The 25,000-nt window shown below is 63.0% G+C and carries 20 protein-coding genes, 1 tRNA gene and 2 rRNA genes (1 of these 23 cut by a window edge); 17 read left to right on the top strand and 6 right to left on the bottom strand.

The genetic code is table 11. The features are described from left to right. The 13 genes from NKJ67_RS30795 to NKJ67_RS30735 all read left to right on the top strand — a co-directional run. Positions 1–2,603 (top strand): 23S ribosomal RNA (locus NKJ67_RS30795) (it extends 219 nt beyond the left edge of the window). Between the two features lie 151 nt (positions 2,604–2,754). Next, positions 2,755–2,869, top strand: a 5S ribosomal RNA gene (gene rrf / locus NKJ67_RS30790). Positions 2,870–3,093: 224 nt separating this feature from the next. Beyond that, positions 3,094–3,170: transfer RNA gene (locus tag NKJ67_RS30785), tRNA-Met, on the top strand. Positions 3,171–3,197: 27 nt separating this feature from the next. Further along, positions 3,198–3,644 (top strand): hypothetical protein, encoded by a 447-nt coding sequence (locus NKJ67_RS30780; protein ID WP_352585044.1) that lies wholly within the window; start codon positions 3,198–3,200, stop codon positions 3,642–3,644. Positions 3,645–3,981: 337 nt separating this feature from the next. Next, positions 3,982–5,013, top strand: coding sequence for a substrate-binding domain-containing protein (locus NKJ67_RS30775; protein WP_013529471.1), 1,032 nt, complete (start codon positions 3,982–3,984; stop codon positions 5,011–5,013). Positions 5,014–5,109: 96 nt separating this feature from the next. Beyond that, the gene (locus tag NKJ67_RS30770) at positions 5,110–6,645 is read left to right on the top strand and encodes a sugar ABC transporter ATP-binding protein (protein WP_352585042.1); all 1,536 of its coding nucleotides are present in this window, start codon (positions 5,110–5,112) and stop codon (positions 6,643–6,645) included. Positions 6,646–6,721: 76 nt separating this feature from the next. Continuing rightward, positions 6,722–7,645, top strand: coding sequence for an ABC transporter permease (locus tag NKJ67_RS30765; protein WP_352585086.1), 924 nt, complete (start codon positions 6,722–6,724; stop codon positions 7,643–7,645). Between the two features lie 25 nt (positions 7,646–7,670). Further along, positions 7,671–8,651: a sugar-binding transcriptional regulator gene (locus NKJ67_RS30760; protein ID WP_127321031.1), complete on the top strand. Its 981-nt coding sequence runs from the start codon at positions 7,671–7,673 to the stop codon at positions 8,649–8,651. After that, entirely contained in the window at positions 8,648–9,643 is a 996-nt protein-coding gene (locus tag NKJ67_RS30755; protein ID WP_352585039.1) for an aldo/keto reductase, read from the top strand. Before NKJ67_RS30760 ends, NKJ67_RS30755 begins: the two co-directional genes overlap by 4 nt. Positions 9,644–9,664: 21 nt before the next feature. Beyond that, the gene (locus tag NKJ67_RS30750) at positions 9,665–11,362 is read left to right on the top strand and encodes a glycerol-3-phosphate dehydrogenase/oxidase (RefSeq protein WP_352585037.1); all 1,698 of its coding nucleotides are present in this window, start codon (positions 9,665–9,667) and stop codon (positions 11,360–11,362) included. Beyond that, a complete protein-coding gene (locus tag NKJ67_RS30745) occupies positions 11,353–12,195 on the top strand; it encodes a class I fructose-bisphosphate aldolase (protein ID WP_027037817.1) in 843 nt (280 codons plus the stop codon). The genes NKJ67_RS30750 and NKJ67_RS30745 overlap by 10 nt, the downstream gene beginning before the upstream one ends. Before the next feature lie 22 nt (positions 12,196–12,217). Then, entirely contained in the window at positions 12,218–13,732 is a 1,515-nt protein-coding gene (locus NKJ67_RS30740; protein WP_352585035.1) for an FGGY-family carbohydrate kinase, read from the top strand. Continuing rightward, positions 13,729–15,345: a GMC family oxidoreductase gene (locus NKJ67_RS30735; RefSeq protein ID WP_352585033.1), complete on the top strand. Its 1,617-nt coding sequence runs from the start codon at positions 13,729–13,731 to the stop codon at positions 15,343–15,345. The genes NKJ67_RS30740 and NKJ67_RS30735 overlap by 4 nt, the downstream gene beginning before the upstream one ends. Before the next feature lie 12 nt (positions 15,346–15,357). On the opposite strand, the gene NKJ67_RS30730 is transcribed toward NKJ67_RS30735, so the two are convergent. After that, entirely contained in the window at positions 15,358–16,275 is a 918-nt protein-coding gene (locus NKJ67_RS30730; RefSeq protein WP_127809245.1) for a LysR family transcriptional regulator, read from the bottom strand. A 131-nt stretch (positions 16,276–16,406) separates the two neighbouring features. Here NKJ67_RS30730 and NKJ67_RS30725 point away from each other — a divergent pair, with 131 nt between their 5' ends. Continuing rightward, complete coding sequence (locus NKJ67_RS30725; RefSeq protein WP_128363555.1) at positions 16,407–17,045, top strand: DsbA family protein; 639 nt, start codon at positions 16,407–16,409, stop codon at positions 17,043–17,045. Between the two features lie 41 nt (positions 17,046–17,086). Beyond that, complete coding sequence (locus NKJ67_RS30720) at positions 17,087–17,698, top strand: NAD(P)-dependent oxidoreductase (RefSeq protein ID WP_127322455.1); 612 nt, start codon at positions 17,087–17,089, stop codon at positions 17,696–17,698. Between the two features lie 25 nt (positions 17,699–17,723). On the opposite strand, the gene NKJ67_RS30715 is transcribed toward NKJ67_RS30720, so the two are convergent. The 5 genes from NKJ67_RS30715 to NKJ67_RS30695 all read right to left on the bottom strand — a co-directional run bounded on the left by NKJ67_RS30715 (position 17,724) and on the right by NKJ67_RS30695 (position 23,222). Beyond that, positions 17,724–18,524, bottom strand: coding sequence for an ATP-binding cassette domain-containing protein (locus NKJ67_RS30715; protein ID WP_352585030.1), 801 nt, complete (start codon positions 18,522–18,524; stop codon positions 17,724–17,726). Next, entirely contained in the window at positions 18,521–19,534 is a 1,014-nt protein-coding gene (locus tag NKJ67_RS30710) for an ABC transporter ATP-binding protein (protein ID WP_352585028.1), read from the bottom strand. The genes NKJ67_RS30715 and NKJ67_RS30710 overlap by 4 nt, the downstream gene beginning before the upstream one ends. After that, positions 19,531–20,361 (bottom strand): ABC transporter permease, encoded by an 831-nt coding sequence (locus NKJ67_RS30705; protein ID WP_127322012.1) that lies wholly within the window; start codon positions 20,359–20,361, stop codon positions 19,531–19,533. Before NKJ67_RS30705 ends, NKJ67_RS30710 begins: the two co-directional genes overlap by 4 nt. Beyond that, on the bottom strand, positions 20,358–21,344 hold the full coding sequence (locus NKJ67_RS30700; protein WP_352585025.1) for an ABC transporter permease: 987 nt from the start codon (positions 21,342–21,344) through the stop codon (positions 20,358–20,360). Before NKJ67_RS30700 ends, NKJ67_RS30705 begins: the two co-directional genes overlap by 4 nt. A gap of 267 nt (positions 21,345–21,611) precedes the next feature. Continuing rightward, positions 21,612–23,222, bottom strand: a complete 1,611-nt coding sequence (locus NKJ67_RS30695) for an ABC transporter substrate-binding protein (RefSeq protein WP_352585023.1) — start codon at positions 23,220–23,222, stop codon at positions 21,612–21,614. Between NKJ67_RS30695 and NKJ67_RS30690 the strand changes: the two genes are divergently transcribed. Together NKJ67_RS30690 and NKJ67_RS30685 are read left to right on the top strand one after the other, a co-directional pair. Further along, positions 23,221–23,472 carry a hypothetical protein gene (locus NKJ67_RS30690; RefSeq protein WP_352585021.1) on the top strand — a complete coding sequence of 84 codons (252 nt, stop codon included), beginning with the start codon at positions 23,221–23,223 and terminating at the stop codon, positions 23,470–23,472. The genes NKJ67_RS30695 and NKJ67_RS30690 overlap by 2 nt on opposite strands. Positions 23,473–23,590: 118 nt before the next feature. Further along, positions 23,591–24,781, top strand: coding sequence for a M24 family metallopeptidase (locus NKJ67_RS30685; RefSeq protein WP_352585019.1), 1,191 nt, complete (start codon positions 23,591–23,593; stop codon positions 24,779–24,781). The last annotated feature ends 219 nt before the right edge of the window (positions 24,782–25,000 follow it).

The raw sequence follows: 25,000 nt of genomic DNA, 5'->3' as shown, positions 1-25,000 counted from the left end.
CCCTGAATACATAGGGGTAAAGTGGCGAACGCGGGGAACTGAAACATCTAAGTACCCGTAGGAAAGGACATCAACCGAGACTCCGGAAGTAGTGGCGAGCGAACCCGGACCAGGCCAGTGGCGATTGAGAGACAAGCGGAACCTTCTGGAAAGTAGGGCCATAGTGGGTGACAGCCCCGTACGCGTAATGCAATCAATCGTCCTCGAGTAAGGCGGGACACGTGAAATCCTGTCTGAAATTGGGGGGACCACCCTCCAAGCCTAAGTACTCGTGCATGACCGATAGCGAACTAGTACCGTGAGGGAAAGGTGAAAAGCACCCCGACAAGGGGAGTGAAAGAGTACCTGAAACCGATTGCCTACAAACAGTGGAAGCCCAAGGTTCGTCCTGGGTGACCACGTACCTTTTGTATAATGGGTCAGCGACTTAGTGTGACGAGCAAGCTTAAACCGCTAGGTGTAGGCGCAGCGAAAGCGAGTCTGAATAGGGCGTTCAGTTCGTCGCATTAGACCCGAAACCGAGTGATCTAGCCATGAGCAGGTTGAAGGTAAGGTAACACTTACTGGAGGACCGAACCCATAACTGTTGCAATAGTTCGGGATGACTTGTGGCTAGGGGTGAAAGGCCAATCAAACTCGGAAATAGCTGGTTCTCCGCGAAATCTATTTAGGTAGAGCGTCGACCGAATACCCCAGGGGGTAGAGCACTGGATGGGCTAGGGGTCCTCACCGGATTACCAAACCTAACCAAACTCCGAATACCTGGGAGTACTAGTCGGCAGACACACGGCGGGTGCTAACGTCCGTCGTGAAAAGGGAAACAACCCTGACCTACAGCTAAGGTCCCCAAGTTATGGCTAAGTGGGAAAGGATGTGAGGATCCCAAAACAACCAGGATGTTGGCTTAGAAGCAGCCATCATTTAAAGAAAGCGTAACAGCTCACTGGTCTAAATAAGGGTCTTTGCGCCGAAAATGTAACGGGGCTAAAGCCATACACCGAAGCTTAGGGTTTGGTCCGCAAGGGCCAAGCGGTAGCGGAGCGTTCTGTAAGCTGATGAAGCCATACCCGTGAGGGGTGGTGGAGGTATCAGAAGTGCGAATGCTGACATGAGTAACGTAAGGGGAGTGAGAGACTCCCCCGCCGAAAGACCAAGGGTTCCTGCTTAAAGCTAATCTGAGCAGGGTTAGCCGGCCCCTAAGACGAGGCGGAAACGCGTAGTCGATGGGAACCACGTTAATATTCGTGGGCTTGGAGGTAGTGACGGATCATTGAGGTAGTCCAATCTTATCGGATTGAACGGGCTGCTGCGTGGTTCCAGGAAATAGCTCCTCCTTATAAACCGTACCCGAAACCGACACTGGTGGTCTGGTAGAGTATACCAAGGCGCTTGAGAGAACTATGCTGAAGGAACTCGGCAAATTGCACGCGTAACTTCGGAAGAAGCGTGACCCTTTTCTACGCAAGTAGAGGAGGGTGGCACAGACCAGGGGGTAGCGACTGTTTATCAAAAACACAGGGCTCTGCGAAGTCGCAAGACGACGTATAGGGTCTGACGCCTGCCCGGTGCTGGAAGGTTAAGAGGAGGGGTGCAAGCTCTGAATCGAAGCCCCAGTAAACGGCGGCCGTAACTATAACGGTCCTAAGGTAGCGAAATTCCTTGTCGGGTAAGTTCCGACCTGCACGAATGGCGTAACGACTTCCCCGCTGTCTCCAGCATAGACTCAGTGAAATTGAATTCCCCGTGAAGATGCGGGGTTCCTGCGGTTAGACGGAAAGACCCCGTGCACCTTTACTATAGCTTTACATTGGCATTCGTAGTGGCATGTGTAGGATAGGTGGTAGGCTTTGAAACCTGGGCGCCAGCTCAGGTGGAGCCACCCTTGAAATACCACCCTTATTACTATGGATGTCTAACCGCGGCCCGTTATCCGGGTCCGGGACAATGTATGGTGGGTAGTTTGACTGGGGCGGTCGCCTCCTAAAGAGTAACGGAGGCGCGCGATGGTGGGCTCAGAACGGTCGGAAATCGTTCGCTGAGTGCAATGGCATAAGCCTGCCTGACTGCGAGACTGACAAGTCGAGCAGAGACGAAAGTCGGTCATAGTGATCCGGTGGTCCCGCGTGGAAGGGCCATCGCTCAACGGATAAAAGGTACGCCGGGGATAACAGGCTGATGACCCCCAAGAGTCCATATCGACGGGGTTGTTTGGCACCTCGATGTCGACTCATCGCATCCTGGGGCTGGAGCAGGTCCCAAGGGTATGGCTGTTCGCCATTTAAAGCGGTACGTGAGTTGGGTTCAGAACGTCGTGAGACAGTTCGGTCCCTATCTGCCGTGGGTGTAGGAATATTGAAAGGATCTGTCCCTAGTACGAGAGGACCGGGATGGACGGATCTCTGGTGGACCTGTTGTGGCGCCAGCCGCATAGCAGGGTAGCTATATCCGGACGGGATAACCGCTGAAGGCATCTAAGCGGGAAACCCACCTTAAAACGAGTATTCCCTGAGAACCGTGGAAGACGACCACGTTGATAGGCCGGGTGTGGAAGAGCGGCAACGCTTGAAGCTTACCGGTACTAATAGTTCGATCGGCTTGATCGTTCTCATTCCTTATGCTCATCGCTCCAAATCGGAGGATGACAGGCACAAAAAGACCAGCGAATAGCCCCGAGAGGCACCCGACAGCTCCGCTGCCGATGCCTCTTTGTGCTCCTTCGCTCAAAAGCTTCTCGAACAACGTGCGTTTTGCCGACCTGGTGGTTATGGCGGAGCGGCTGCACCCGATCCCATTCCGAACTCGGCCGTGAAACGCTCCAGCGCTGATGGTACTTCGTCTCAAGACGCGGGAGAGTAGGTCGCTGCCAGGTCTGCTAAACGCACGTTGAACTCACATCCAATCGGATGGAGTGATATCTTCTCTTTATGAAATGGCCCGCCAAGGGATCACGGGCCGCGTAAGCGGCCCTTTCATTTGGTCAGCCATATACCTATCTGTAGGCCTCGGCTTGCACAAAAAAGCAAGCAAACGCTTGCTTAGGAACGCAAGCAAACGCTTGCTAAGATTAGCAAGCAAACGCTTGCTAAGAGGTGACGCGGGGTGGAGCAGCCCGGTAGCTCGTCAGGCTCATAACCTGAAGGTCACAGGTTCAAATCCTGTCCCCGCAACCAAACCTCACTAAACAAACAGCCCGCCTCGTGCGGGTTCTTTTGTTTTTTGCCCTGGTGCCGGCGTTTAACCCGTCATCAGGCGCCCCCAAGCAGGCCAAGCCCAAGCCGCAAGACAGAAAACTCAAATCCCGTCCCCGAAACCAAATCAAAAACAGCCTGCCTGGCACAATGCCCGCCGGCCGTTTGCGTTCGGCTGGGCTGGCCATCGATTGCCCCGGATCAGGCGCCCGCAACAAGGCGAAGCCCAAGCTGCGGAACAAAAAAACCAATCCCGTCCCCTGCAAACCAATCTGCACCAAACAAACAGTTCGCCAGGCACCAGCCAGCGGGACAGCCGAAGGTTCTCGCAATACTCCGGGTGGTCAAGGCTGCTGTAAGCCGACGCAGCAGCAGACTTCTTGGCCAAGCGACATGGAGAGCGTCACGCCGCGCCCGGAGCAGATGCTTATCAAACAAGATCTGGGCTTCACGTGATAAGACGCGGCCGGCGGGAGGGCACCGCGCGAACTCCTGGGTGCAGATACTCCAACCACACCCCCCGGTTCGCGGCCAAAAAGGCCGGAAAGGCCTTGCCTGGCCCGTACGGCACCTTGGCGGCCTGCGACCAGCTTCGTCGACCGGAGCGTAGGCTCCCCGGAAGTAGGTTGTGAAATATATTTCAGCATGTGAATTATATTGACAACGTGCGCCGAGGCTGTAATGTCCCGATCGTCGGCTTTCGGAGGAAGGTTGGCATCATCAAATCCATACGGCAGCGCTCGCTGAGCGCCTGCGACGGTCATTGAGGATGGCTTCGGCCAAGGGAGGAAACTTGCGCAAATTTCTGAGCACGCTCGCAATCGCGGCGGCTGCATCGACCTGCTTTGGGTCGATGCAGGTACGCGCCGAAACCCCAAACCCGTTCAAATGCGAGCCGGGTGAAAAATATGTCATGAACGTCATGGTCTCGGGCGTCGAATACTGGTTCCCGGTCTACGAAATGTTCAAGCAGGCCGGCCAGCAGTTCGGCTGCGAGACCGCCTATACGGGTACGCCGGAATACGACGTCAACAAGCAGATCGCGACCTTCGACCAGGCGCTGGCGCAGAAGCCGGCCGGCATATTGGTGCATCCGATGAACTCCGATCCGTTCATCGAGCCGATCAACCGCGCCATCGAACAGGGCACCGCGGTGGTGACCTTCGCCGCCGACTCGCCGAATTCCAAGCGCGTCTCCTACATCACCTCCGACAACAATGCCGAAGGCACCTATGCCGCCGACGCCGTTGCCAAGGCGATGGACGGCAAGGGCGAATATGCGGTGCTGGAGAATCCCGGCCAGGACAACCACGACAAGCGCGTCAACGCGTTCGTTGCCCGCATGGAAGCCAAATGGCCTGACATGAAGCTCGTCGGCCGCGCCGCTTCGAACCAGGATCCGACCAAGGCCTATCAGGCGGTTCTGAGCCTGGCGCAGGCGCATCCTGATCTTGGCGCCGTGTTCATGCCGGAGGCCAACTCGGCCATCGGCGCTGCCCAGGCCGCCAAGGAAGGCGGTGGCAAGATCCGCGTCATGCTCGCCGACGTCAACGCCAAGATCCTCGACATGATCAAGGCCGGCGAGATCTTCGGCTCGGTCAACCCAAACCAGGGCATGCAGGGCTATATGGGCTTCATGCTGTTGTGGATGGCCAAGCATCCCGGCCTGATCGATCCGATGAACGACGCCAAGCGTTCGGGTTTCAACCCGATGAGCGTGCCCTTCGTCGACAATGGCTTCTCCATCGTCTCTAAGGACAATGCGGACGACTTCTACTGGGACAAGTACCTCAAGCGTCGCGGCACCAAGGGCATCGAGGAATAGTCTCGATCTCGCCGCCCGGCCTCGGCATGGCCGGATTAACCGGGAAGGAGGCTTCGGCCTCCTTCCTCCCCCGCAGGTTCATCGCAGGAGCACGGCGTGACCCAGGCGCCCATTCTTGAAATCCGTGGCCTGTCCAAGGCATTCGGCCCGGTCAAGGCGCTGAGCGACGTACGGTTCGAGCTGCGGCGCGGCGAAATCCATGCACTGTGCGGAGAGAACGGCGCCGGCAAGTCGACGCTGATGAACATGATCGCCGGTGTATTGCAGCCCGACGAGGGCGACATCCTGATCGATGGCGAGCGTGTTTCGATCCACTCGCCAGCGGCTGCCCAACGCCTCGGCATCGCGCTTGTCCACCAGGAAATCGCGCTGTGCCAGGACGCGACGGTTGCCGAAAACATCTACATGGCCGCGATCAACAGCCGGCGCGCGCCGCTGATGAATTTCCAAAAGCTCTATTCCGACGCCCAGAAGGTCATGGACCTGCTCGCGCCCATTCCGGTGCGTACTAGGGTTGCCGACCTCTCCATTTCCAACCAGCAGCTTGTCGAGATCGCCAAGGCGCTGACGCTCGACTGCAAGGTGCTGATGCTCGATGAGCCGACCGCGGCGCTGACCGAAAGCGAAGCGCAGCGCCTGTTCTCGATCGTGCGCGGGCTCAAGGAGCGTGGCATTTCGGTGGTCTATATCAGCCACCGCATGGCCGAGATATTCTCGCTGTGCGACCGCGTCACCGTCTTCCGCGACGGCCGCTACGTGGCGACCGATCCGATCGCAACCGTCTCACCGGACGATGTCGTACGCAAGATGGTGGGCCGCGAAATCACCCAGCTCTATCCCGACAAGCTGGCGCCGCAGGAGCCTGGGCGCCTGCTTCTCTCGGTCGAGGGGCTTTCCGATGGCCGCCGTTTCGCCGACGTCGATCTGCAGCTTCGTGCCGGCGAAATTCTGGGCATAGGCGGCCTGATCGGCGCCGGCCGCAGCGAGATCGCGCAAACGGTCTGTGGTCTGAGGCCAAGGACGTCTGGAACCGTCGCGCTCGACGGAAAGCAGCTCCGGCTGCGCGGTTATGGCGATGCGGTCAAGGCGGGGCTGGTCTACCTTTCCGAGGACCGCAAAGGCTCCGGCGTGTTCCTCGATCTGCCGATCGCCGCGAACATCTCGGCGCTCGACCTCGGCCGGCTCACCGGGCGCCTCGGCCTGCTCGACCGCAAGGCCGAGGATCGTCAGGCGAGGGAGCTGACCGGCAGGCTGGGCGTGCGCATGGCCGGCATCGAGGCTACCGTCTCGACGCTGAGCGGCGGCAACCAGCAGAAGGTCGCCATCGCCAGGCAGCTGTCCGTCAGTCCCAAGGTCATCATCATGGACGAGCCGACGCGCGGGATCGATGTCGGCGCCAAGGTCGAGATCCACCGGCTGCTGCGCCAGCTTGCCGGCAGCGGTGTCGGCGTCATCGTGATCTCGTCGGAACTGCCGGAGCTGATTGGCTTGTGCGACCGCGTTGTCGTGGTGCGCGAAGGCAGGATCGCCGGCGAACTCACGGCCAGCGAGCTCGGCGAGGAAGCCATCATCATGCTCGCCTCTGGCGTTCAAGACAGTTCAAATCAAAGGCAGGCCCAGAATGTCGCCTAGGGAATCAGGAGAAGCGCTCGTGCACGCCGAGATCAAGGCCGCCGGGCGGCGCATCAATTTCGCTCAGCTCGCCTCAATGCGCGAGGCCGGGCTGATCGTCATCATCCTGGCGCTGTGCATCGCCATGAGCTTCGCCTCGCCGCACTTCCTGACATGGGGCAATTTCCGCGCCATGCTGATGAGCTTTTCCATCGAAGGCATCGTCGTCGTCGGAATGACGATCCTGCTCATCGTCGGTGGCATCGACCTTTCCGTCGGCTCGGTCGTGTGTTTCTCGATGGTGGTCTCGGGTGCGCTGTTCCTTGCCGGCCTCGATCCCTGGACGGCAAGCCTGATCGGCATCGGCGTCAGCGCGCTGATCGGCGCGGCGATGGGCTTCTTCGTGACCGTGATCGGCCTCAATCATTTCATCACGTCGCTGGCGGCCATGGTCATCGTGCGCGGCATGTGCCTGGTGGTCACCAAGGGCACGCCGCTGTCGCTGTTCACCCTGCCGCCGGCCTTCAAGGCCATCGGCCAGGGCAGTCTCAACAACATCCCCTATGTCATCCTGATCTTCATCGTCGTGGTGGCGATCTTCGACTTCCTGCTGCGTCGCGCCACGGCCTTCCGCAAGGTTTTCTACACCGGCTCCAACGAGAAGGCCGCGCAGTTCTCCGGCATCAGGACCAATCAGGTGAAGTTCTGGGTCACGGTGCTGTGCTCGACGCTGGCCGGACTGGCCGGTGTCATCTACATGGCGCGCTTCGGCGCGGCGACACCGACCTTCGGTGCCGGCATGGAACTCAACATCATCGCCGCGGCCGTCATCGGCGGCGCCTCGCTCAATGGTGGCTCGGGCACCATCTTCGGAGCGATCCTCGGCATGGCGTTGCTGTCGGTGGTGACGAGCTCGCTTATCCTGCTCGATGTCTCGGTCTATTGGCAGGACATGATCAAGGGATGCATCCTGCTCGCAGCCGTATCGATCGATCACTTCCTGCATCGCAAGAAGTCCTGAACTCTAAAGGCACCGCAGCAAGACCATGGCCCCTCCCAACACCCGCGACGACATCGCCGCTGTTCGTCAAATGCACCAGGCGCTTGTCCTGCATTACGTCGAAGGCAAGACCCAGGCCGAGATCGCCGGGGAACTCGGCATCTCGCACGCGACGGTCAACCGGCTGATCAAGCGCGGCCACCAGCTCGGCCTCGTCGAGATCAAGATCAAGTCACCGATCGACCATCTGGTCGACCTGGAAGCACGGCTGGTTGCGCTGGGCGGCATCGAGCGGGCGATGGTGGTGCCGTCGGTCTCCGAGAATCCGCACACGGCCCTGCAGCGGGTCGGCGAGGCGGCGGCTGGGCTGCTGCTCGACACCATCAAGGACGGCGACACGATCTCGATCACCGGCGGCAAGGGCGTCAGCGCGCTGGTCGCCGGTCTCAAGCCGGGGCGCCGATACGACGTCGAGATCATTCCCGCAACCGGCCTGGTGCAGGGCAAGCACTACACCGACGTCAACCACGTCGCCTCGCTGATGGCCGACAAGCTCGGCGGCCGCGCCTATCAGATTCATGCGCCGCTGTTTGCCGACACCGTGCAGCAGCGCGAAATGCTGATGGGCATCAGCTCCGTCGCCGACGTGTTTCGCAAGGCGCGCGAGGCGGATGTCGCGGTGGTGGGTGTCGGCTCCATCCTGACCGACGATTCCAGCTACTACGACCTGCATCCGTCCTCGAATGCCGATCGCCAGGCGATCGAGAAGTCCGGGGCGACAGGCGAGCTGCTCGCTCATCTCATCGACCGCCAGGGCAAGCTTTGCAACTACTCGCTCAACCGTTCGCTGGTCTCGTTGACGCTTGACGAGTTCGCGACCATCCCGCGCTCGATCGGCATTGCAAGCGGCCCCAGCAAGGTCGCGCCGATCCTCGCCGCCCTGCGCGGCAACCATCTCGACACCATCGTCACGGACGAGGCCACGGGGCTCCAGATCCTCGAGCTGGCCGAACAGGAGGTAGCATGAATTCTCGACAGATCCAGCGGCAGATCGGCAAGTCCGGCATATCGGCGTCGGCCGTAGGCCTGGGCACCTGGGCGATTGGCGGATGGATGTGGGGCGGCACCGACGAGAATGAGTCGGTCAGGGCGATCGAAGCCTCGATCGATGCCGGCCTCAGCCTGATCGACACAGCGCCGGCCTACGGTCTTGGCCGCAGCGAGGCGATCGTCGGCACCGCCATCAAGGGCAAGCGCGACAAAGTGGTGATCGCGACCAAATGCGGGTTGAACTGGCATTCGGGCAAGGGCGGCCATTTCTTCGATCAGGACGGCAAGCCTGTGCATCGCTATCTCGGCGCCGACGGCATCGCCTATGAGATCGAGCAGAGCCTGCGCCGTCTGGGCACCGATCATATCGACCTCTACATCACCCATTGGCAGGATCCGACGACGCCGATCGCCGAGACGATGGCGGTATTGGAAAAGCTCAAGGCAGCCGGCAAGATCCGCGCCATTGGCGCCAGCAACATCAGCGCCGAGGATCTTGGCCATTATATCGACGCCGGCCAGCTCGATGCGATCCAGGAGCGCTATTCGATGATCGACCGCGACCTCGAGGGCAGCCTGCTGCCGATCACTCGCGCACACGACATCGCTACCCTCAGCTATTCGTCGCTGGCGCTGGGGCTGCTCACCGGCACGGTCGACCCCGGCCGCACATTCGGCGGCGACGACCAGCGCAAGGACAACCCACGCTTTTCCACGGCCAACCGGCAGAAGGTCGCAAAGCTGAAAGAGGCAATCGCCCCGATCGCCGAAAGCCACCAGGCGTCGATGGCGCAGATCGTCATCGCCTGGACGCTCGCCCAGCCGGGCATCACCTTCGCGCTGTGCGGCGCGCGCAATCCCGAACAGGCGCTCGACAATGCACGGGCCGGCGAGATCACGCTTGCGGCAAGCGAGCTAACGGCAATCGACGCCGCGGCAGCCGCGCATCTCACCGCGATGGATGCCTGAGCAAAAAAGGCAACAGCCCCGATGAACCGAAGCCATACGTTAGCCGGTCTGCGCGACCGGCCTGATATCGCCGTGCTCGTCATCGGTGGCGGCATCAACGGCATCAGCGTCTTTCGCGAACTGGCCCTGCAAGGCGTCGATGTCGTGCTGGCGGAGAAGGGCGACTATTGCAGCGGCGCCAGCGCCGCCCTGTCGCGCATGGTGCATGGCGGCCTGCGCTACCTCGAAAACGGCGAGTTCAAACTGGTGCGCGAATCGCTGCTCGAACGCGACCGGCTGCTGAGGAATGCCCCGCACTATGTGGCCCCTTTACCGACGACGGTGCCGATCTTCGACATTTTCTCCGGTCTCGCCAACGGTGCGGTGCGTTTCCTGGGGTTGACGCGGCGGCCGAGCCGGCGCGGGGCGCTGGTGATCAAGGCGGGGCTTGCCATGTACGACCTTTTCACCGCGGCACGGCGTTTGATGCCGACGCACAGGTTCAGGGGCCGCGCCGAGACCCTGAAGACATGGCCGGCGATCAATCCGGCGATCCGCAATTCGGCGACCTACTACGACGCCTGGGTAAGCCGGCCCGAACGCCTCGGCCTGGAGATGCTGCTGGATGCCACGGCGAGCGCAGCGAACGCCCGCGCCTTGAACTACGCTCAGGTGTCGTCGACCGGCGACGGCCTTGTCATCACCGACACGCTGACGGGCGAAGAGCTGCCGGTACGGGTGCAACTGGTCATCAACGCCAGCGGCGGCTGGATCGACCTGACCAACAAGGCCATCGGGGCAACGGCGCAGACGATGATGGGCGGTACCAAGGGCTCGCATCTGATCGTCGACAACGGCGAACTGCTCGACGCGCTCGGCGGCCATATGGTCTATTATGAGAACGAGGACGGGCGCATCTGCATCCTGTTTCCCTATCTAGGCAAGGTGCTGATCGGCTCGACCGACATCCGGGTGGACGATCCGGACCAGGTCCGTTGCGAGGAGGACGAGCAGCGCTACATCCTGCAGTCGCTCGCTTTCGTCTTCCCCTCGATCAAGATCACGGAAAACCAGATCGTGTTCCGCTTCGCCGGCGTGCGCCCGTTGCCCGCCAGCGAGGACAGTTTTACCAGCCGCATACCGCGCGATCATTTTTGCGAGTTCGTCGAACCGGCCGGGCATCTGCCGGCGACGTTGTGCATGATCGGCGGCAAGTGGACCACCTTCCGTTCGTTTGGAGCGCTGGCCGCCGATATGGCGTTGAAGCGGCTCGGCCTCGCGCGCAGCCAGGGAACGCAGGACATGGCCATCGGTGGCGGCCGCGATTTTCCCACCGACCCTCAGGTCTGGTGCGCATCATTCGCTGCCGAGCATGGCCTGCCGGTCGAGCGCGCGCAGACACTTCTGCAACGCTATGGCACGTCGGCCAGGGATTTCGTTTCGCACCCGGCGGGCGAACAGATGCTGCCGCGGTCGGACTATTCGGCAAGCGAGATAGGGCGCATCATCGAGCGCGAGCAGGTCGAGTGCCTCGCCGACCTGTTCCTGCGCCGCAGCACCATCGCCATTTCGGGCGGTCTCAGCTTCGACCTCGTCAATGCCGTTCTCGACATGCTGGCGGCGCACAAGGGCTGGAGCGCCAGCGAGGCCGCCACTGAGCGCTCGACCTTCCTCACCTTGCTGGCCTACCGGCACGGCATCGATCTCCAGACGCATCAAAGGAGCGCCCTATGCGCGTAAACAAGAAAGTCCGCATGAACCGTCTGTTCGGCGGCGGCCGCTGTCTCGACGTCGCCATCGATCACGGCGTCTGCAACGAGCCGAGCTTCCTTGCCGGGCTGGAAGACATGGCCGGTGTGGTCAACCAGCTGGTCAAGGCCGGCCCCGACGCCATCCAGATGAACTACGGCCAGGCCGATCTGCTGCAGGCCGTGCCTGGCAAGGACAAGCCGGCGCTGGTGATGCGCATCGACATGGGCAATCCCTATAACAGGATACGCCACCGGGCGATGTGGGCGGTGCTGCAGAACGAAGCCGAGCCCTTGCTTGGCGCCATCGAGATGGATGCGGCTTGCGTCGTGGTCAATCTGTTCATGCTGCCCGACGAGCCGGACCTGTTCCGGCAATGCGTGCAGAATATCGCCCGCGTGCGTGCGGATTGCGAGAAATACGGCCTGCCGCTGATGATCGAGCCGCTGGCCATGCTGCCGGTCGCTGAGCATGGCGGCTACATGGTCGACGGCGATGCCGAAAAGATCGTCACCTTGACCCGGCTTGCCCGCGAAATGGGCGCCGATATCGTCAAGGCCGATCCGACCACCGATCCCAACGACTTCCACCGCGTCGTCGAGGCGGCGCGCTGCCCGGTGCTGGTGCGCGGCGGCGGCAAGGAGGATCTGCGTGCCGTGTTCGACAAGTCGGCCGCCTTGATGGCACAGGGTGCGCTTGGCATGGTCTATGGCCGCAACATCTACCAGCACGCCAACCCGAGCGCCGTCGTGCGCGGGCTGATGGCGATCATTCATGACGATGCCGATGGCGGCGTGGCCTGGGATCTGTACAACCAGGCATAGGCTGCGGCCTCGGGAGGCGCCAATGGCAAGCTACATCCTCGGCCTCGATGCCGGCAACACCGTCATCAAGGCCATCCTCTTCGACTTGTCCGGCCGCGAACTGGCATTCGCCGCCCGTGACGGCCGCTCGTCCATGCCAAAGCCCGGGCATGTCGAACGCGATCTCGACGAACTCTGGCGCAACGCGGTCTCGGTCATCGGCCAATGCATTGCTGAAGCCGGTATCGACGCCGGCGAGATCGTCGCCATTGGCTGCGCCGGCCATGGCAACGGGCTCTACGCGCTGGATCGCTCGGGTGCGCCGCTGATCGGCATCCAGTCGCTCGACACGCGCGCGGTCGACATCGTTGCCGAATGGGCAAAAGAGAATGTCGGCGACCGCACCTATGCACATTGCCTGCAACGGCCGTGGGCGGCGCAGACACCGACCCTGCTTGCCTGGCTCAAGCGCTTTTCGCCGGCCTTGTTCGCCAACATCGGAACTGTGTTCCTGTGCAAGGATTTCGTCGTCAATCGCCTGACAGGTGCGCGCAGCAGCGATACTTCAGATATGTCGGGCTGCGGCCTGCTGGAGATGCAGGACCGCCGCTACGAGCCGGACCTGCTTGCCGCCTACGGGCTCGGCGATTGCATGGACCTGCTGCCGCCAGTGCTGGAATCGGCCGACATTGCCGGCCATGTCAGCGCGGAGGTGGCGGCCCTGACTGGGCTGCGCATCGGCACGCCGGTCGTCGCCGGGCTGTTCGATGTCGTCGCCAGCGCGGTCGGTTCGGGCGTGACCAGAACCGGCGCCGCCTCGGTTATCGCCGGGACCTGGAGCATCAACCAGGTCATCACCGACGAACCGATCCGCGACCCTTCGATCTTCATGCTGTCGACTTTCGACCGCCAGCGCTATCTGGCGATCGAATCCAGTGCCACCTCGGCCGCCAATCTCGAATGGATCGTTCGCGAATTCCTCGAACATGGCGGCGAAGCCGGCAAGTCGCCGTTCGAATTGTGCAGCGAACTCGTCGCCTCTGTCGATCCCAACAGCGACATCCCGATCTATCATCCCTTCCTCTACGGCTCGCAGCAGAATGGCCATGCGCGCGCCGGCTTCTACGGCATCGCCGGCTGGCACAGCCGGGCCCATCTGCTGCGTGCGCTGTTCGAGGGCGTTGCCTTCGAGCACAAGCGCCATGTCGAGACCTTGCACAAAGCGGGCGCTGATTTCGACCAGGTGGTGCTGTCGGGCGGAGGCTCGCGCAGCAGCGTCTGGCCGCAGATCTTCGCAGATGTGCTCGGCGTGCCCGTCACCGTGGCGCGCAGCCGCGAAACCGGCGCGCTGGGAGCGGCGATCGCGGCGGGCACCGGCGTCGGCATTTTCGCGGACTACAGTGCCGGTGCAGCCGCCATGACGGCGGCGGCCCGACATTTTGTACCCAACGAGGCGGTTGCCGATGCATATTCGGGGCGGTATCGACTGTACGGCGAGATCAACCAGGCGATGACCCCGATGTGGGAGCGCATCGCCGGACAGCAGGCGCGCACGTGACCGAAGATCCACCGTCCCCGTTCGGCAGTTACGACTACGTCATCGTCGGCGCCGGCTCCGCCGGCTGCGTGCTCGCCAACCGGCTCTCCGCCGATCCGCGCAACAATGTGCTGCTGCTCGAGGCCGGCGGCAGCGACCGCTATCACTGGGTCGATATCCCGATCGGCTATCTCTTCTGCATGGGCAACCCGCGCACCGACTGGATGATGAAGACCGAGCCGGAAGCCGGTCTCAATGGACGCAGCCTCAACTATCCGCGCGGCAAGGTGCTTGGCGGCTGTTCATCGATCAACGGCATGATCTACATGCGCGGCCAGGCAGCCGACTATGATGGCTGGCGTCAGGCCGGCAATGCCGGCTGGGGCTGGGACGATGTCCTGCCTTACTTCCTCAAGTCGGAAGACTATCACGGCGGCAAAGGCGCCATGCATGGCAGCGGCGGCGAGTGGCGGGTCGAACGGCAGCGGCTTTCATGGCCGATCCTTGACGCCTTCCGGGACGCGGCCGAGGAACTCGGCATTCCGCGCACCGAAGACTTCAACACCGGCACCAATGAAGGCTCGGGCTATTTCGAGGTCAACCAAAGGAAGGGCGTGCGCTGGAACACGTCGAAGGCGTTTTTGCGCGGCATAGCGGGGCGCAAGAACCTGCGCGTGGTGCTCGGCGCGGAGACCGAACGGCTCGAATTCGACGGCCGGCGCGTCACCGGATTGGTTTTCCGCCAAGGCGGCCGCCTGCACCAGGTCCGCGCTGGACAGACGATCCTTGCGGCCGGCGCCATCAACTCGCCCAAGCTGCTCGAACTGTCGGGGGTGGGTCGCCCCGACCTGCTCTCGGGCATCGGCGTGGATGTTCGTCACGCCTTGCCGGGCGTCGGAGAAAATCTGCAGGACCATTTGCAGATCCGCACCGTCTTCAAGGTCGCCAACACCGCCACGCTCAACCAGCGCTATCACAATCTGGTCAGCCGTGCGTCGATGGGGCTGGAATACGCGCTCAAGCGCAGCGGGCCGCTGTCGATGGCGCCGAGCCAGCTCGGCATCTTCGCCAGGAGCGATCCGCGTCTCGCAACCCCCGACCTCGAATACCATGTGCAGCCGCTGAGCACCGACCGTCTGGGCGAGCCGCTGCATCGCTTTCCCGCGGTCACCGTCTCGGTCTGCAATCTGCGTCCCGAAAGCCGGGGCAGCGTGCACATGGGTTCAGCCGACGCGCGGGAGGCGGCGAAGATCCGGCCGAACTATCTTTCCACCGAGGGAGACCGCAGCGTGGCCGTCGCGTCGTTGCGCCATGTCCGCAGCCTGATGAAGGCACAGGCGGTGGCGCGCTTTGCGCCGGAAGAGATGCTGCCCGGCACGCAGTATGACAGCGACGAAGAGCTCATCCGCAAGGCCGGCGATATCGGCACGACGATTTTCCACCCCGTCGGCACCTGCAAGATGGGTTCGGATACGATGGCGGTGGTCGACGACGGCCTGCGTGTTCACGGGCTTGGCGGGCTGCGCGTGGTCGATGCCTCGATCATGCCGACAATCGTCTCGGGCAACACCAACTCGCCGGTCGTCATGATCGCGGAAAAGGCAGCCGAGATGATCCTGCAAGAGGCCCGCTGACCGCCATCGGCTTCAGGCCGCGGCAACACCGCGCGATCGCCGTCTCTCGGCCGCCGCGAGCAGATCGACAAAGGTGCGCACCTTGGCGGGCCGGAACCGGGCCGGCGGAAAGACCGCGTGGATGCCGCCTGACGGCAAGCTCCAGTCGGCAAACACCGGCACCAGCCGTCCTTCGGCGATATCGTCGCTGACACTGTAATCCGGAAAGACGCCGAGCCCGATGCCGGCGAGCACGCAAGCCAGGGCGGCGGGGCTCTTGTCGCACATGATGACCGGATTGAGCTCGGTCAGCACCGTCTCGCCATCCCTGGAAAACAGCCATTGGCCGATGCCGCGCAACTGGGTGTTGCCGACCCAGGCCAGCGATCTTGCCTGGCGCGGCGTCACATCGGGCGGCAGGCTCGCCGCGAAGCCAGGGCTCGCCACCACGATCTGCCGGATCGTCCCCAGGCGCCGCGCCTGGTTCGAGGAATCGGTGAGCCAGCCGACGCGGATGCCGAGATCGATCTGCTCGTCCACCAGATTGCTGACGGCGTCGTCGAAGATCGCCTCGACGCGCATATGCGGGTAGGTTCTGAGATAGGCGGCCATGACCGGAGCCACGATCTTGGTGCCGTAGTCGAGTGGCGCCGTCAGCCTCAGCGTTCCGCTCGGTTCGACGGCTCCGCGCGAGATTTCGCCATAGGCCGCCTCCGCTTCGCGCAGGATGATCATCGCGCGGTCATAGAAGAGGCGGCCCTCTTCGGTCGGCGTGACACGCCGGGTCGTGCGCTGCAGCAGCGTTGCGCCCAGCTCCTCTTCGAGCTTGCCGATCTGGTGGCTGACCACGGCCTTGGCGACGCCAAGCCGGTCGGCCGCGGCGGTGAACGAGCCGGTTTCCATCACCGTGGTGAAGTAGGCGAGCCGATTGAGGTTCAGAAGTTCGGCCAAGCTGGCTGCCCTTTGTATGATCGGATCAGACAGTTTGTACAATTGGGCGCCATTTATCGCAAGGCTGCCGTCTGCCACATATGAGCGACGGCCTCGACGAGTCCGGTGGCCGGGCAGGAATGGCAGCGACTATGAGCAATTCAGAAGTGACCTATCTTTTCGATCCGCTCTGCGGCTGGTGCTATGGCGCCACCCCGATGCTCGACCGGTTGTCGGCCGCCGGCCTGAACGTCGAACTGCTGCCGACCGGCCTGTTTTCCGGCGCCGGCGCGCGTCCGATGGATGAAGGCTTTGCGGCGCATGCCTGGGCGAACGACCAGCGCATCGAGCGCCTGACCGGACAATCCTTCACGCCGGCCTACCGGCACAATGTCCTCAATGTTCGTGGGACCCTGCTCGACTCACATGCCGCCACACTCGGCATCAGTGCCGCTGGCCTGGAAGATCCCAGCCGCCGGCTTGCGGCGCTGAAGACGATCCAGCATGCGCGCTATGTAGAAGGACGCGATGTCGTGACGATCGGCGGTGTGGCCGAGGTGCTCGCCGCCGCCGGCATGGCGGACGCCACCGAAATGCTCAAGGCGCCGACCGAAACATTGCTGACGGCTCACCGCGATCTGGTTGGCCGTGGCCGTGCGCTGTTCCAGCGCCTGCATGCCGATGGCGTGCCTTCGCTCTCGGTCATCCGCAATGATGCGCCCCGGCTCATCGGTTCGAACGCGCTGTTCGGCAGCTTCGACAATCTTGTCGCCCATATCGCGGCGGCGTGATCCCATCCTCCAGACCCCCAACAAGAAATAAGGAAACAGACATGGCAAAAGTCGCTCTCATTGGTGCATCGGGCGCTGTCGGTTCGCGCCTTCTCAGGGAACTCTCCGATCGCGGCCACACCGTCACCGGCATTGCGCGCAACCCGGAAAAGATCGTCGCCCTTCCGGGCGTGACGGCCAGGAAAGGCGATGTCTTCGACAGACAAGGTCTCGCGGACCTGATCCGCGGCCATGACGCGGTGATCAGCTCCGTGCATTTCCTGGACAGCGATGCCGATACGCTGATCGAGGCGGTGCGCGCCTCCGGCGTGAAGCGCTATCTGATCGTCGGCGGCGCCGGCAGTCTCGAAGTCGCACCGGGCAAGCGGCTGGTCGATAGCCCCGACTTCCCTGATATCTACAAGGCCGAAGCGCAGAAGGGCGCCGACTTCCTGGACAGATTGAAGACGGTCGACGACCTCGATTGGACGTTCCTGTCGCCATCCGCCATGTTCGTGCCTGGCGAGCGCACAGGCAAATTCCGCCTCGGCAAGGATACACTTCTCGCCTCCGACAAGGGCAGCAGCATTTCCTTCGAGGACTATGCGATCGTCATGGTCGACGAGATCGAGAAGCCGGCCCATATCAGGCAGCGCTTCACCGTCGGCTATTGAGCGAACGGGTGGCGGCGGCCGGGTCTCAATCGAGGCCGGCCGACGCCAGCCGCATCAGGGTCCGGTTCAATCTCGGTGCTGCCGCCACCAGCGCCTTGCCGATGGCCGATTGCGGTGCGTCGATGACGGTTTGGGCATCGCCGTTTTCGGCAATCCGTCCGGCATCGAGAAGGATGACGCGGTGGGCGACCGACCTGATGACGCCGAGATCATGTGAAATGAAGAGATAGGCGATCTTTTCCTGGCGTTGCAGGTCGAGCAAAAGCTCGAGGATCTCCCCGCGCACGGAGACGTCGAGCGCCGACACCGCCTCGTCGAGCACGATCAGCGACGGCTTCGTGGCGATGGCGCGGGCAATGGCGACGCGCTGCCGCTGTCCGCCGGAGATCTCATGGATGGCACGCGGGGCGAGGTTCGCCGTCAGCCCGACGCGCTCCAGCAAGGCGGCGATGCGGTGCGGGCGCTCGGCGCGGGAGGCGATGCCATGGACGCGTAAGGGATCGTCGAGCACACGCGCCACCGTGGCGCGCGGATTGAAGGCGGCCAATGGGTCCTGGAACACCATTTGCAGGCGTGCGCGGCGTGCTCGCAGCGCGGCGCCGCTCGAGGCCAGGAAATCACTGCCCTCGAAGTCGATGCGTCCGTCGTCCGGCTCGATCAATCGCAGCACCAACCGCGCGATCGTCGACTTGCCGCTGCCGGAAGGTCCGGCTAACGCCAGCGTTTCGCCGGGGTCGATGTGAAAGGAGACATCGTCGACGGCAGCGATGGTCTTGTTGCCGCGACGGTAGCGCTTGGTCAGGTTGGACACCGCCAGCAGGCTCATGCGTGGAGCCTTGCTCGGTTCAGCAATGGCCTGGTGTCGAGGCCGATATGGGCATCAAGCAGTGCGCGCGTATAGGGCTGGGCCGGGGCGCCGACAATCTGCGCCGTCATGCCAAGCTCGACCAACTGGCCATGACGGAAAACAGCGATACGCTCGGCAAGCTCGGCCGCCAGCGCGATGTCATGGCTGATGAACAGCAGCGTCATACCGTCCTCGGTCACCAGGCGTCGGATCAAGGCGACGATCTCGGCCTGCACGATGGTATCGAGCGCGCTGGTCGCTTCGTCGGCGATCAGCAACTTCGGACCGGCCGCAATGGCTGCGGCGATCGCCACACGCTGCTTCTGGCCGCCGGAAAGCTGATGCGGGAAGGCGCGCAAGGCTGAGTCCGGGTCCGGCAGGCGGACGCGCTCCAGCAGGCTTTTGGCCTTGGCATAGGACTGGGACCAGGTGAGGCCGAGATGCGTGCGCGCTACTTCGGCGATTTGCTTGCCGATGGTCATGACAGGATCGAGGCTGGCGGAGGGGTCCTGGAAGACGAAGCCGATGTCGCGGCCGAGGCGGGGGATGTAGCTCTGTTTGAGGGAAGACTTTCGGACTTCGCGCCTTACGAGGCCCCCCTCTGTCCTGCCGGACATCTCCCCCTCAAGGGGGGAGATTACGCCCTTATTTCCGCCTTCGCCAATCACCAACGTTGCAGGAGATGAGCCGACAGCGAAACTGCCAATCTCCCCCCTTGAGGGGGAGATGTCCGGCAGGACAGAGGGGGGCGCCTTGGCGCCCAACGGCGGATGTAAGAACCAGTCGATCCGCCCTCCAAGCCTGGAGGACCCCGGCAACAGCCCGGCAATCGCCAGCGCCAGCGTGCTTTTGCCTGAACCGCTTTCGCCGATGATGGCGAGGCGTTCGCCATTGGCAATATCGAGGCTTACACTCCTCAGCGCTGCCACCTCATTGCCGTCACGCCGGTAGGTCACCGTCAGGTCGCGGATCGAAGCGAGCGCGGTCACGACAGGCCTCTCCTGACCGCTGTCGTCTCGACAATGCCTTCGCCGGCGAGATAGACGCCGAGCACGGTCAGCACCAGCGCTATGCCCGGGACAATCGACAGGAAGGGCGCGGTACGCAGGACAGCGCGGCCTTCGGCGATCATTCCGCCCCAGGTGACCCGGTTGGGGTCGCCGAGGCCGAGGAACGACAACGCCGCTTCGGTGAGGATCGCGGCGGCGACGATCACCGACGACATCGCCAGCACCGGCGGCAGGGCATTGGGCAGCACCTCGCGAAAGGCGATCGCCAGCGGGTGCATGCCGATGACCCTGGCCCCGGCGACATAATCGCGTTCGCGAATGGAGAGGACTTCCGCGCGGGCGACCCGGGCAGGTCCGGTCCAGGTGCCGAGCGCGATGGCAATCACGACGACGCCGAGCGACGGTCCGACGACGCTGACGAAGGCCAGTGCCAGCAGGAAGCTCGGCACGGTCTGGAAGGCGTCGGTGATGCGCATCAGCACCTCGTCGACGAGGCCGCCGGCAAAGCCGGCCAATGTGCCGACCACGGCGCCGACGACAAGTGCGGCGGCCGCAGCCGCGAGCCCGACAGCCAGCGATGTGCGGGCGCCGTGGAAAAGCTCGGCCAGTACGTCGCGGCCAAGCCGGTCGGTGCCGAGCGGCAGCGACCAGTCCTGGAACGGCGGCAGCAGCGCCGGGCCGGCGATGGCCTGCGGGTCGCCGGGGAACAGCAGCGACGCCGACAGCGCCATGGCGATCAGCGCCGCCAGGAGCATGGCGCCGGTGACCGCCTCGGGCGTGCGCAGAAAGCGGCGGAGCGGGCTCATGCGCCGGCCTCGCTGGCGCCTACGCGCGGATCGAGGAACGCGTAGGCGATGTCGACGAGCAAATTGATGACGATGACCAGGACGGCGCTGGTGAGGATAATGCCGAGCAGAAGCGGCGTATCGCGGGAGGCGACCGCCTCCTGCGCCAGCCGGCCGAGGCCGGGCACGGAAAAAACGCTCTCGATGACGACGCTGCCGCCGAGCATCTGCGCCGACTGCAGGCCGAGCATGGTGACCAGCGGCAGCAGTGCATTGCGGGCGACGTGGGCGAGCACGATGCGGCGGCGTGACAATCCTTTGGCGCGTGCGGCCAGCACGAAATCCTGTCGCCAGACCTCGGCCATGCCGGCGCGCATCATGCGCAGATAGAGCGCCAGGTAGATGAAGCCGAGGGCGGAAACGGGCAGGGCGAGATGGACGGCGATGTCGGCGGCGCGGTCAAGACCGGTCTTGTCAGAGGCCAGGGTTTCGATGCCGCCGATCGGCAGCCAGCGCAGGTCGACGGCAAAGACGACGATCAGCACCAGGCCGAGCCAGAAACCCGGCACTGCATAGAGCGCCAGCGAGCCGATCGACAGGAAGCGGTCGCGGAAGCTGCCCGGCTGTGCGCCGGCGTAGATGCCGAGTGCCGAGCCGAGCCCGAAGGAGAGCGCGGTGGCGCTGACCATCAACAGCAGCGTGTTGGGCAGGCGTTCGAGGATGACGTCGCGGATCGGCCTGGAGAAGGTCACCGACTGGCCGAGATCGAGATGCAACAGCGCCCAGAGGTAATTGGCGAGCCGCGTCAGCTCCGACTGGTCGAGGCCCCAGCGATGTCGCAACAATTCGATCATGCCGGCGTCGCCACCGGTCGAGACGATATAGGCATCGACCGCATCGCCGGGGGCAGCTTCGAGCAGCAGGAAGGTGCCGACGACGACGATCAGCAGCACGAAGACGCTGCCGACAAGGCGACGGCGGATGAGCGTGAGGGCGCGGGTCATGGGGGCGTCGGAGGCTTGGCACTGAGTCGCCCAAGAGAGATGTCGCGCCTGAGCGCCCCCCTCTGTCCTGCCGGACATCTCCCCCTCAAGGGGGGAGATCGGAAGTCATTTATGGTTTCGCCAATGTTCGACGCTGCAGGAAAATCAGCCGACGGTGCGGCCAGCCAATCTCCCCCCTTGAGGGGGAGATGTCCGGCAGGACAGAGGGGGGCCTCGTAGGGCTCAACGCCTACGCTGATTTCGCGAATTTTCATCCGCGCAATTCTGTCACGATTCCAAATACGTGTCCGCCCAGTTCGACACCGCCCAGCGCGGGTTGTTGGCGATGTTGCCGACGGTGTCGCGCGCGACGCTGATAAAACTCCATTCGGCGACGTTGATCAGCGGCAGGTCGGTGGCCACCTCCTTCTGGAATTCCTTGTAGAGGTCGGTGCGGGCTGATGTATCGAGCGTCTCCGACGCCTTGGCGATGAGCGCATCGAGCGCGTCGTTCTTGTAGCCGCCCTGGTTGGAGAACGGCACGCCGTCCGGAATGCCGCTCTGCACCAGAATGGTGGTCGAGATCGCCGGATCGCCGCGGAACACTGGCGGGCCGACCGCGAGGTCGAAGGCGTGGTCGGTGTAGACCGCCTTGATGTGCGCGGCCGAGTCGTTGTTGACCAGCTGAGCATCGATGCCGATGGCGGCGAGCGCCTGGCGCAGATAGTCGCCGAACTGCTTGGTCTCGTTGAAATAGGGCGCAGGCAGCAGCTTGAGCGAGAAGCGGTTGCCGTCGGCGCCTTTCTTGTAGCCAGCCTCGTCAAGCAGCGCGTTGGCCTTGGCGACGTCGAAGGCATAGGTCGGCACGTCGGCGGTGTAGAATTGCGGATCGTTCTTCGGCACCGGACCGGTGGCGGTCGCGGCATAGCCGAGGAACACCGTCTTGACGACGAAATCCTTGTCGATGGCATGCGCGATCGCCTGGCGCACCTTCACGTCGGCCAGTTCCTTGCGGCGATGGTTGATCTCGACGACAAGCTGATAGGTCAGCCCTTCGTAACCCTTGGAGATCACCTTCAGGCCCGGCACTTTCGAGATGCGGTCGAGGTCGGCCAGCGGCACGGCGGAAAAGGCTGCGAGCTGGATCTCTTCGGCCTCCAGCGCGCTCGCCGCTGACGTGCGATCCGGCAGCACCTGGTAGATGATCTCGTCGAGATAGGGCTCGTCCTTGCCCCAGTAATCCGTATTCTTGATCAGCCGGTAATATTGCCCGGCCTTGTGCTCGCCGAATTTGAACGGTCCGGTGCCGATGGGCGCGTTGTTGGCCGGGTTGTCCTCGATCTTGCCGACCTCATAGATGTGCTTCGGCACCACACTGCTCAGCGCCGGCAGCGCGTTGCGGATCAGCTGGAACGGCGTCGGCTTGGCGAATTTGAACACGGCGGTGAGATCGTCGGGCGTGTCGACGCTGGCCAGATCCTTGAATACGGTGCGGCCGAGATTCTGCAGCGGCTTCCAGATCTGCAGCGCCGAGAAGGCGACGTCGGCCGAGGTGAACGGCTTGCCGTCATGCCATTTGACGCCGTCGCGCAGTTTGAACGTTACCGAGAGCCCGTCGGCGGCACCTTCCCAGCTCAGCGCCAGCCGTGGCGCGAGCCCGTCCTTGCCGTCGAAGGAGGCTTCGGCCAGCGTTTCGACGATCTTGCTGGAGATGAAGAACACGCCGTTGGAGGCGACGATCGCCGGGTTGAGGTTGCGCGGTTCGGAATCGGCGGCAAGCACCAGCCGCCCGCCCTTCTTTGGCGTCTGCGCCCAGCCCGGTGCCGGCATTGCGGTGGAGGCCAGCAGCATTGCCGAGCCGGCAAGCATCGTGCGTCTGGAAATCGTGAAACCTGACATGATCGAACTCCGTCCTCTCCGCGACCCGGTCGGGTGCGCCAACCCCTCGGACGCCGGCAAGCCCACCGGCATCCTTGCGGCGGCGATTATGAGCCTTGCCGAGGGTTTCGCCAGAGACGGAATTGGCGCATCCTCGCTTGGCTTTGAAATTTTCGTCCGCTGGACCAGTTTGGAGGGCGTGGCTCAATTTGATCATTCTGGTAGGACCAGATTGGTTGAATATGCGACGTATGACGGGACGGAGACATAGAGACGCGACATTTCATCTGTTTCTGGCTGGACCAGAACGGGCAAAATGGTGCAGATTTGACCACTGCCAAGGGATCGGGAGCGGAACAGCGGCGATCCGGCAATTCAGGGAGAGAGAGATGAACATTGCTCCGGGCAAGAATGCGGTCGGCAATATCCCGTTCGACCAGGCAAGGGTCGACCGGCTGATGGAGGAGGCCGGCATCGATGTGCTGCTCGCCACCTCCAAGCACAACACGCAATATCTGCTGGGCGGCTACAAGTTCATTTTCTTCGCCGCCATGGATGCGATCGGCCACAGCCGGTATCTGCCGATCGTCGTGTACGAAAAGGGCGGGCCGGACCATGCCGCCTATATCGGCAACCGCATGGAGGGCGGCGAGCATCAGAACAACCCGTTCTGGACGCCGACGCTGCACGCCGCCTGCTGGGGCACGCTCGACGCCGCCAACCTTGCGGTCGAGCATCTGCAGAAGATCGGCAAGGCGGGCGCGCGCATCGGCATCGAGCCCGGCTTCCTGCCGTCGGACGCCTATACGCTGATCCGCAACGCATTGCCGGATGCCAGGCTGATCGATGCGACCGACATGCTGGAGCGCATGCGCGCCATCAAGACCGATGCCGAACTGGAGAAGCTGCGCACGGCCTCTGAACGGATCACCGATTCCATGCTGGCGACCATAGCCTGGGCGCGCGAAGGCACGACCAAGGGCGAGATCATCGAACAGCTGCGGCGCGAGGAAACCAATCGCGGCATCCATTTCGAATATTGCCTGCTGACGCTGGGCTCCAGCCACAACCGCGCCGCCTCGCCGCAAGCGTGGAAGAAGGGCGAGGTGCTGTCAATCGATTCCGGCGGCAACTTTCACGGCTATATCGGCGATCTCTGCCGGATGGGCATTCTCGGGGAACCGGATGCCGAACTGGAAGATCTGCTGGCCGAGGTCGAGACGGTGCAGCAGGCGGCCTTCTCAAAAGTCAAAGCGGGCACGCTGGGCGGCGACATGATTTCGCATGCCGAGGGCGTGCTGAAGGCTTCGAAGGTCGCGCCCTACACGGATTTCTTCGCCCATGGCATGGGCCTGATCACGCACGAGGCGCCGTTCCTGATGACCAACCACCCGGTGACCTATGAAGGCACCTATGCGGCCAAGCCGCTGGAGAAGAACATGGTGCTGTCGGTGGAGACAACCATGCTTCACCCGACGCGCGGCTTCATCAAGCTGGAGGACACGCTGGCGGTGACGGATGCTGGTTATGCGATGTTCGGTGATCGGGGCCGGGGGTGGAACAGGGGTGGTACTCTTTAGGACGAAGGCGGGCGCCGCCCCTCATCCGCCTGCCGGCACCTTCTCCCCGTATAGTGACGGGGAGAAGAGGGCAGCCGCGCCCTCGGCACCTATTTGGTGGCGTTGAAAATTGGCGAAAGCGCCGATGACTGCGTCTTTCTCCCCGTCACTATACGGGGAGAAATGTCCGGCAGGACAATGAGCGACTATCTGTGGTGTCAAGTTGCATTGGCGAACTCC

It is taken from the genome of Mesorhizobium sp. M0088, from assembly GCF_040322895.1.
Taxonomy (GTDB): domain Bacteria; phylum Pseudomonadota; class Alphaproteobacteria; order Rhizobiales; family Rhizobiaceae; genus Mesorhizobium.
The sequence above is the reverse complement of the archived record's forward strand: the minus strand, read 5'-3'. Positions and strand labels throughout refer to the sequence as shown.

What these genes read in the sequence shown, in the direction of transcription:
- NKJ67_RS30765 (WP_352585086.1), top strand. Translation starts at nt 6,722, where the DNA reads ATGCGCGAGGCCGGGCTGATCGTCATCATCCTGGCGCTGTGCATCGCC.
- NKJ67_RS30760 (WP_127321031.1), top strand. Translation starts at nt 7,671, where the DNA reads ATGGCCCCTCCCAACACCCGCGACGACATCGCCGCTGTTCGTCAAATG.
- NKJ67_RS30755 (WP_352585039.1), top strand. Translation starts at nt 8,648, where the DNA reads ATGAATTCTCGACAGATCCAGCGGCAGATCGGCAAGTCCGGCATATCG.
- NKJ67_RS30750 (WP_352585037.1), top strand. Translation starts at nt 9,665, where the DNA reads ATGAACCGAAGCCATACGTTAGCCGGTCTGCGCGACCGGCCTGATATC.
- NKJ67_RS30745 (WP_027037817.1), top strand. Translation starts at nt 11,353, where the DNA reads ATGCGCGTAAACAAGAAAGTCCGCATGAACCGTCTGTTCGGCGGCGGC.
- NKJ67_RS30740 (WP_352585035.1), top strand. Translation starts at nt 12,218, where the DNA reads ATGGCAAGCTACATCCTCGGCCTCGATGCCGGCAACACCGTCATCAAG.
- NKJ67_RS30725 (WP_128363555.1), top strand. Translation starts at nt 16,407, where the DNA reads ATGAGCAATTCAGAAGTGACCTATCTTTTCGATCCGCTCTGCGGCTGG.
- NKJ67_RS30720 (WP_127322455.1), top strand. Translation starts at nt 17,087, where the DNA reads ATGGCAAAAGTCGCTCTCATTGGTGCATCGGGCGCTGTCGGTTCGCGC.
- NKJ67_RS30715 (WP_352585030.1), bottom strand. Translation starts at nt 18,524, where the DNA reads ATGAGCCTGCTGGCGGTGTCCAACCTGACCAAGCGCTACCGTCGCGGC.
- NKJ67_RS30705 (WP_127322012.1), bottom strand. Translation starts at nt 20,361, where the DNA reads ATGAGCCCGCTCCGCCGCTTTCTGCGCACGCCCGAGGCGGTCACCGGC.
- NKJ67_RS30700 (WP_352585025.1), bottom strand. Translation starts at nt 21,344, where the DNA reads ATGACCCGCGCCCTCACGCTCATCCGCCGTCGCCTTGTCGGCAGCGTC.
- NKJ67_RS30690 (WP_352585021.1), top strand. Translation starts at nt 23,221, where the DNA reads ATGATCGAACTCCGTCCTCTCCGCGACCCGGTCGGGTGCGCCAACCCC.
- NKJ67_RS30695 (WP_352585023.1), bottom strand. Translation starts at nt 23,222, where the DNA reads ATGTCAGGTTTCACGATTTCCAGACGCACGATGCTTGCCGGCTCGGCA.
- NKJ67_RS30685 (WP_352585019.1), top strand. Translation starts at nt 23,591, where the DNA reads ATGAACATTGCTCCGGGCAAGAATGCGGTCGGCAATATCCCGTTCGAC.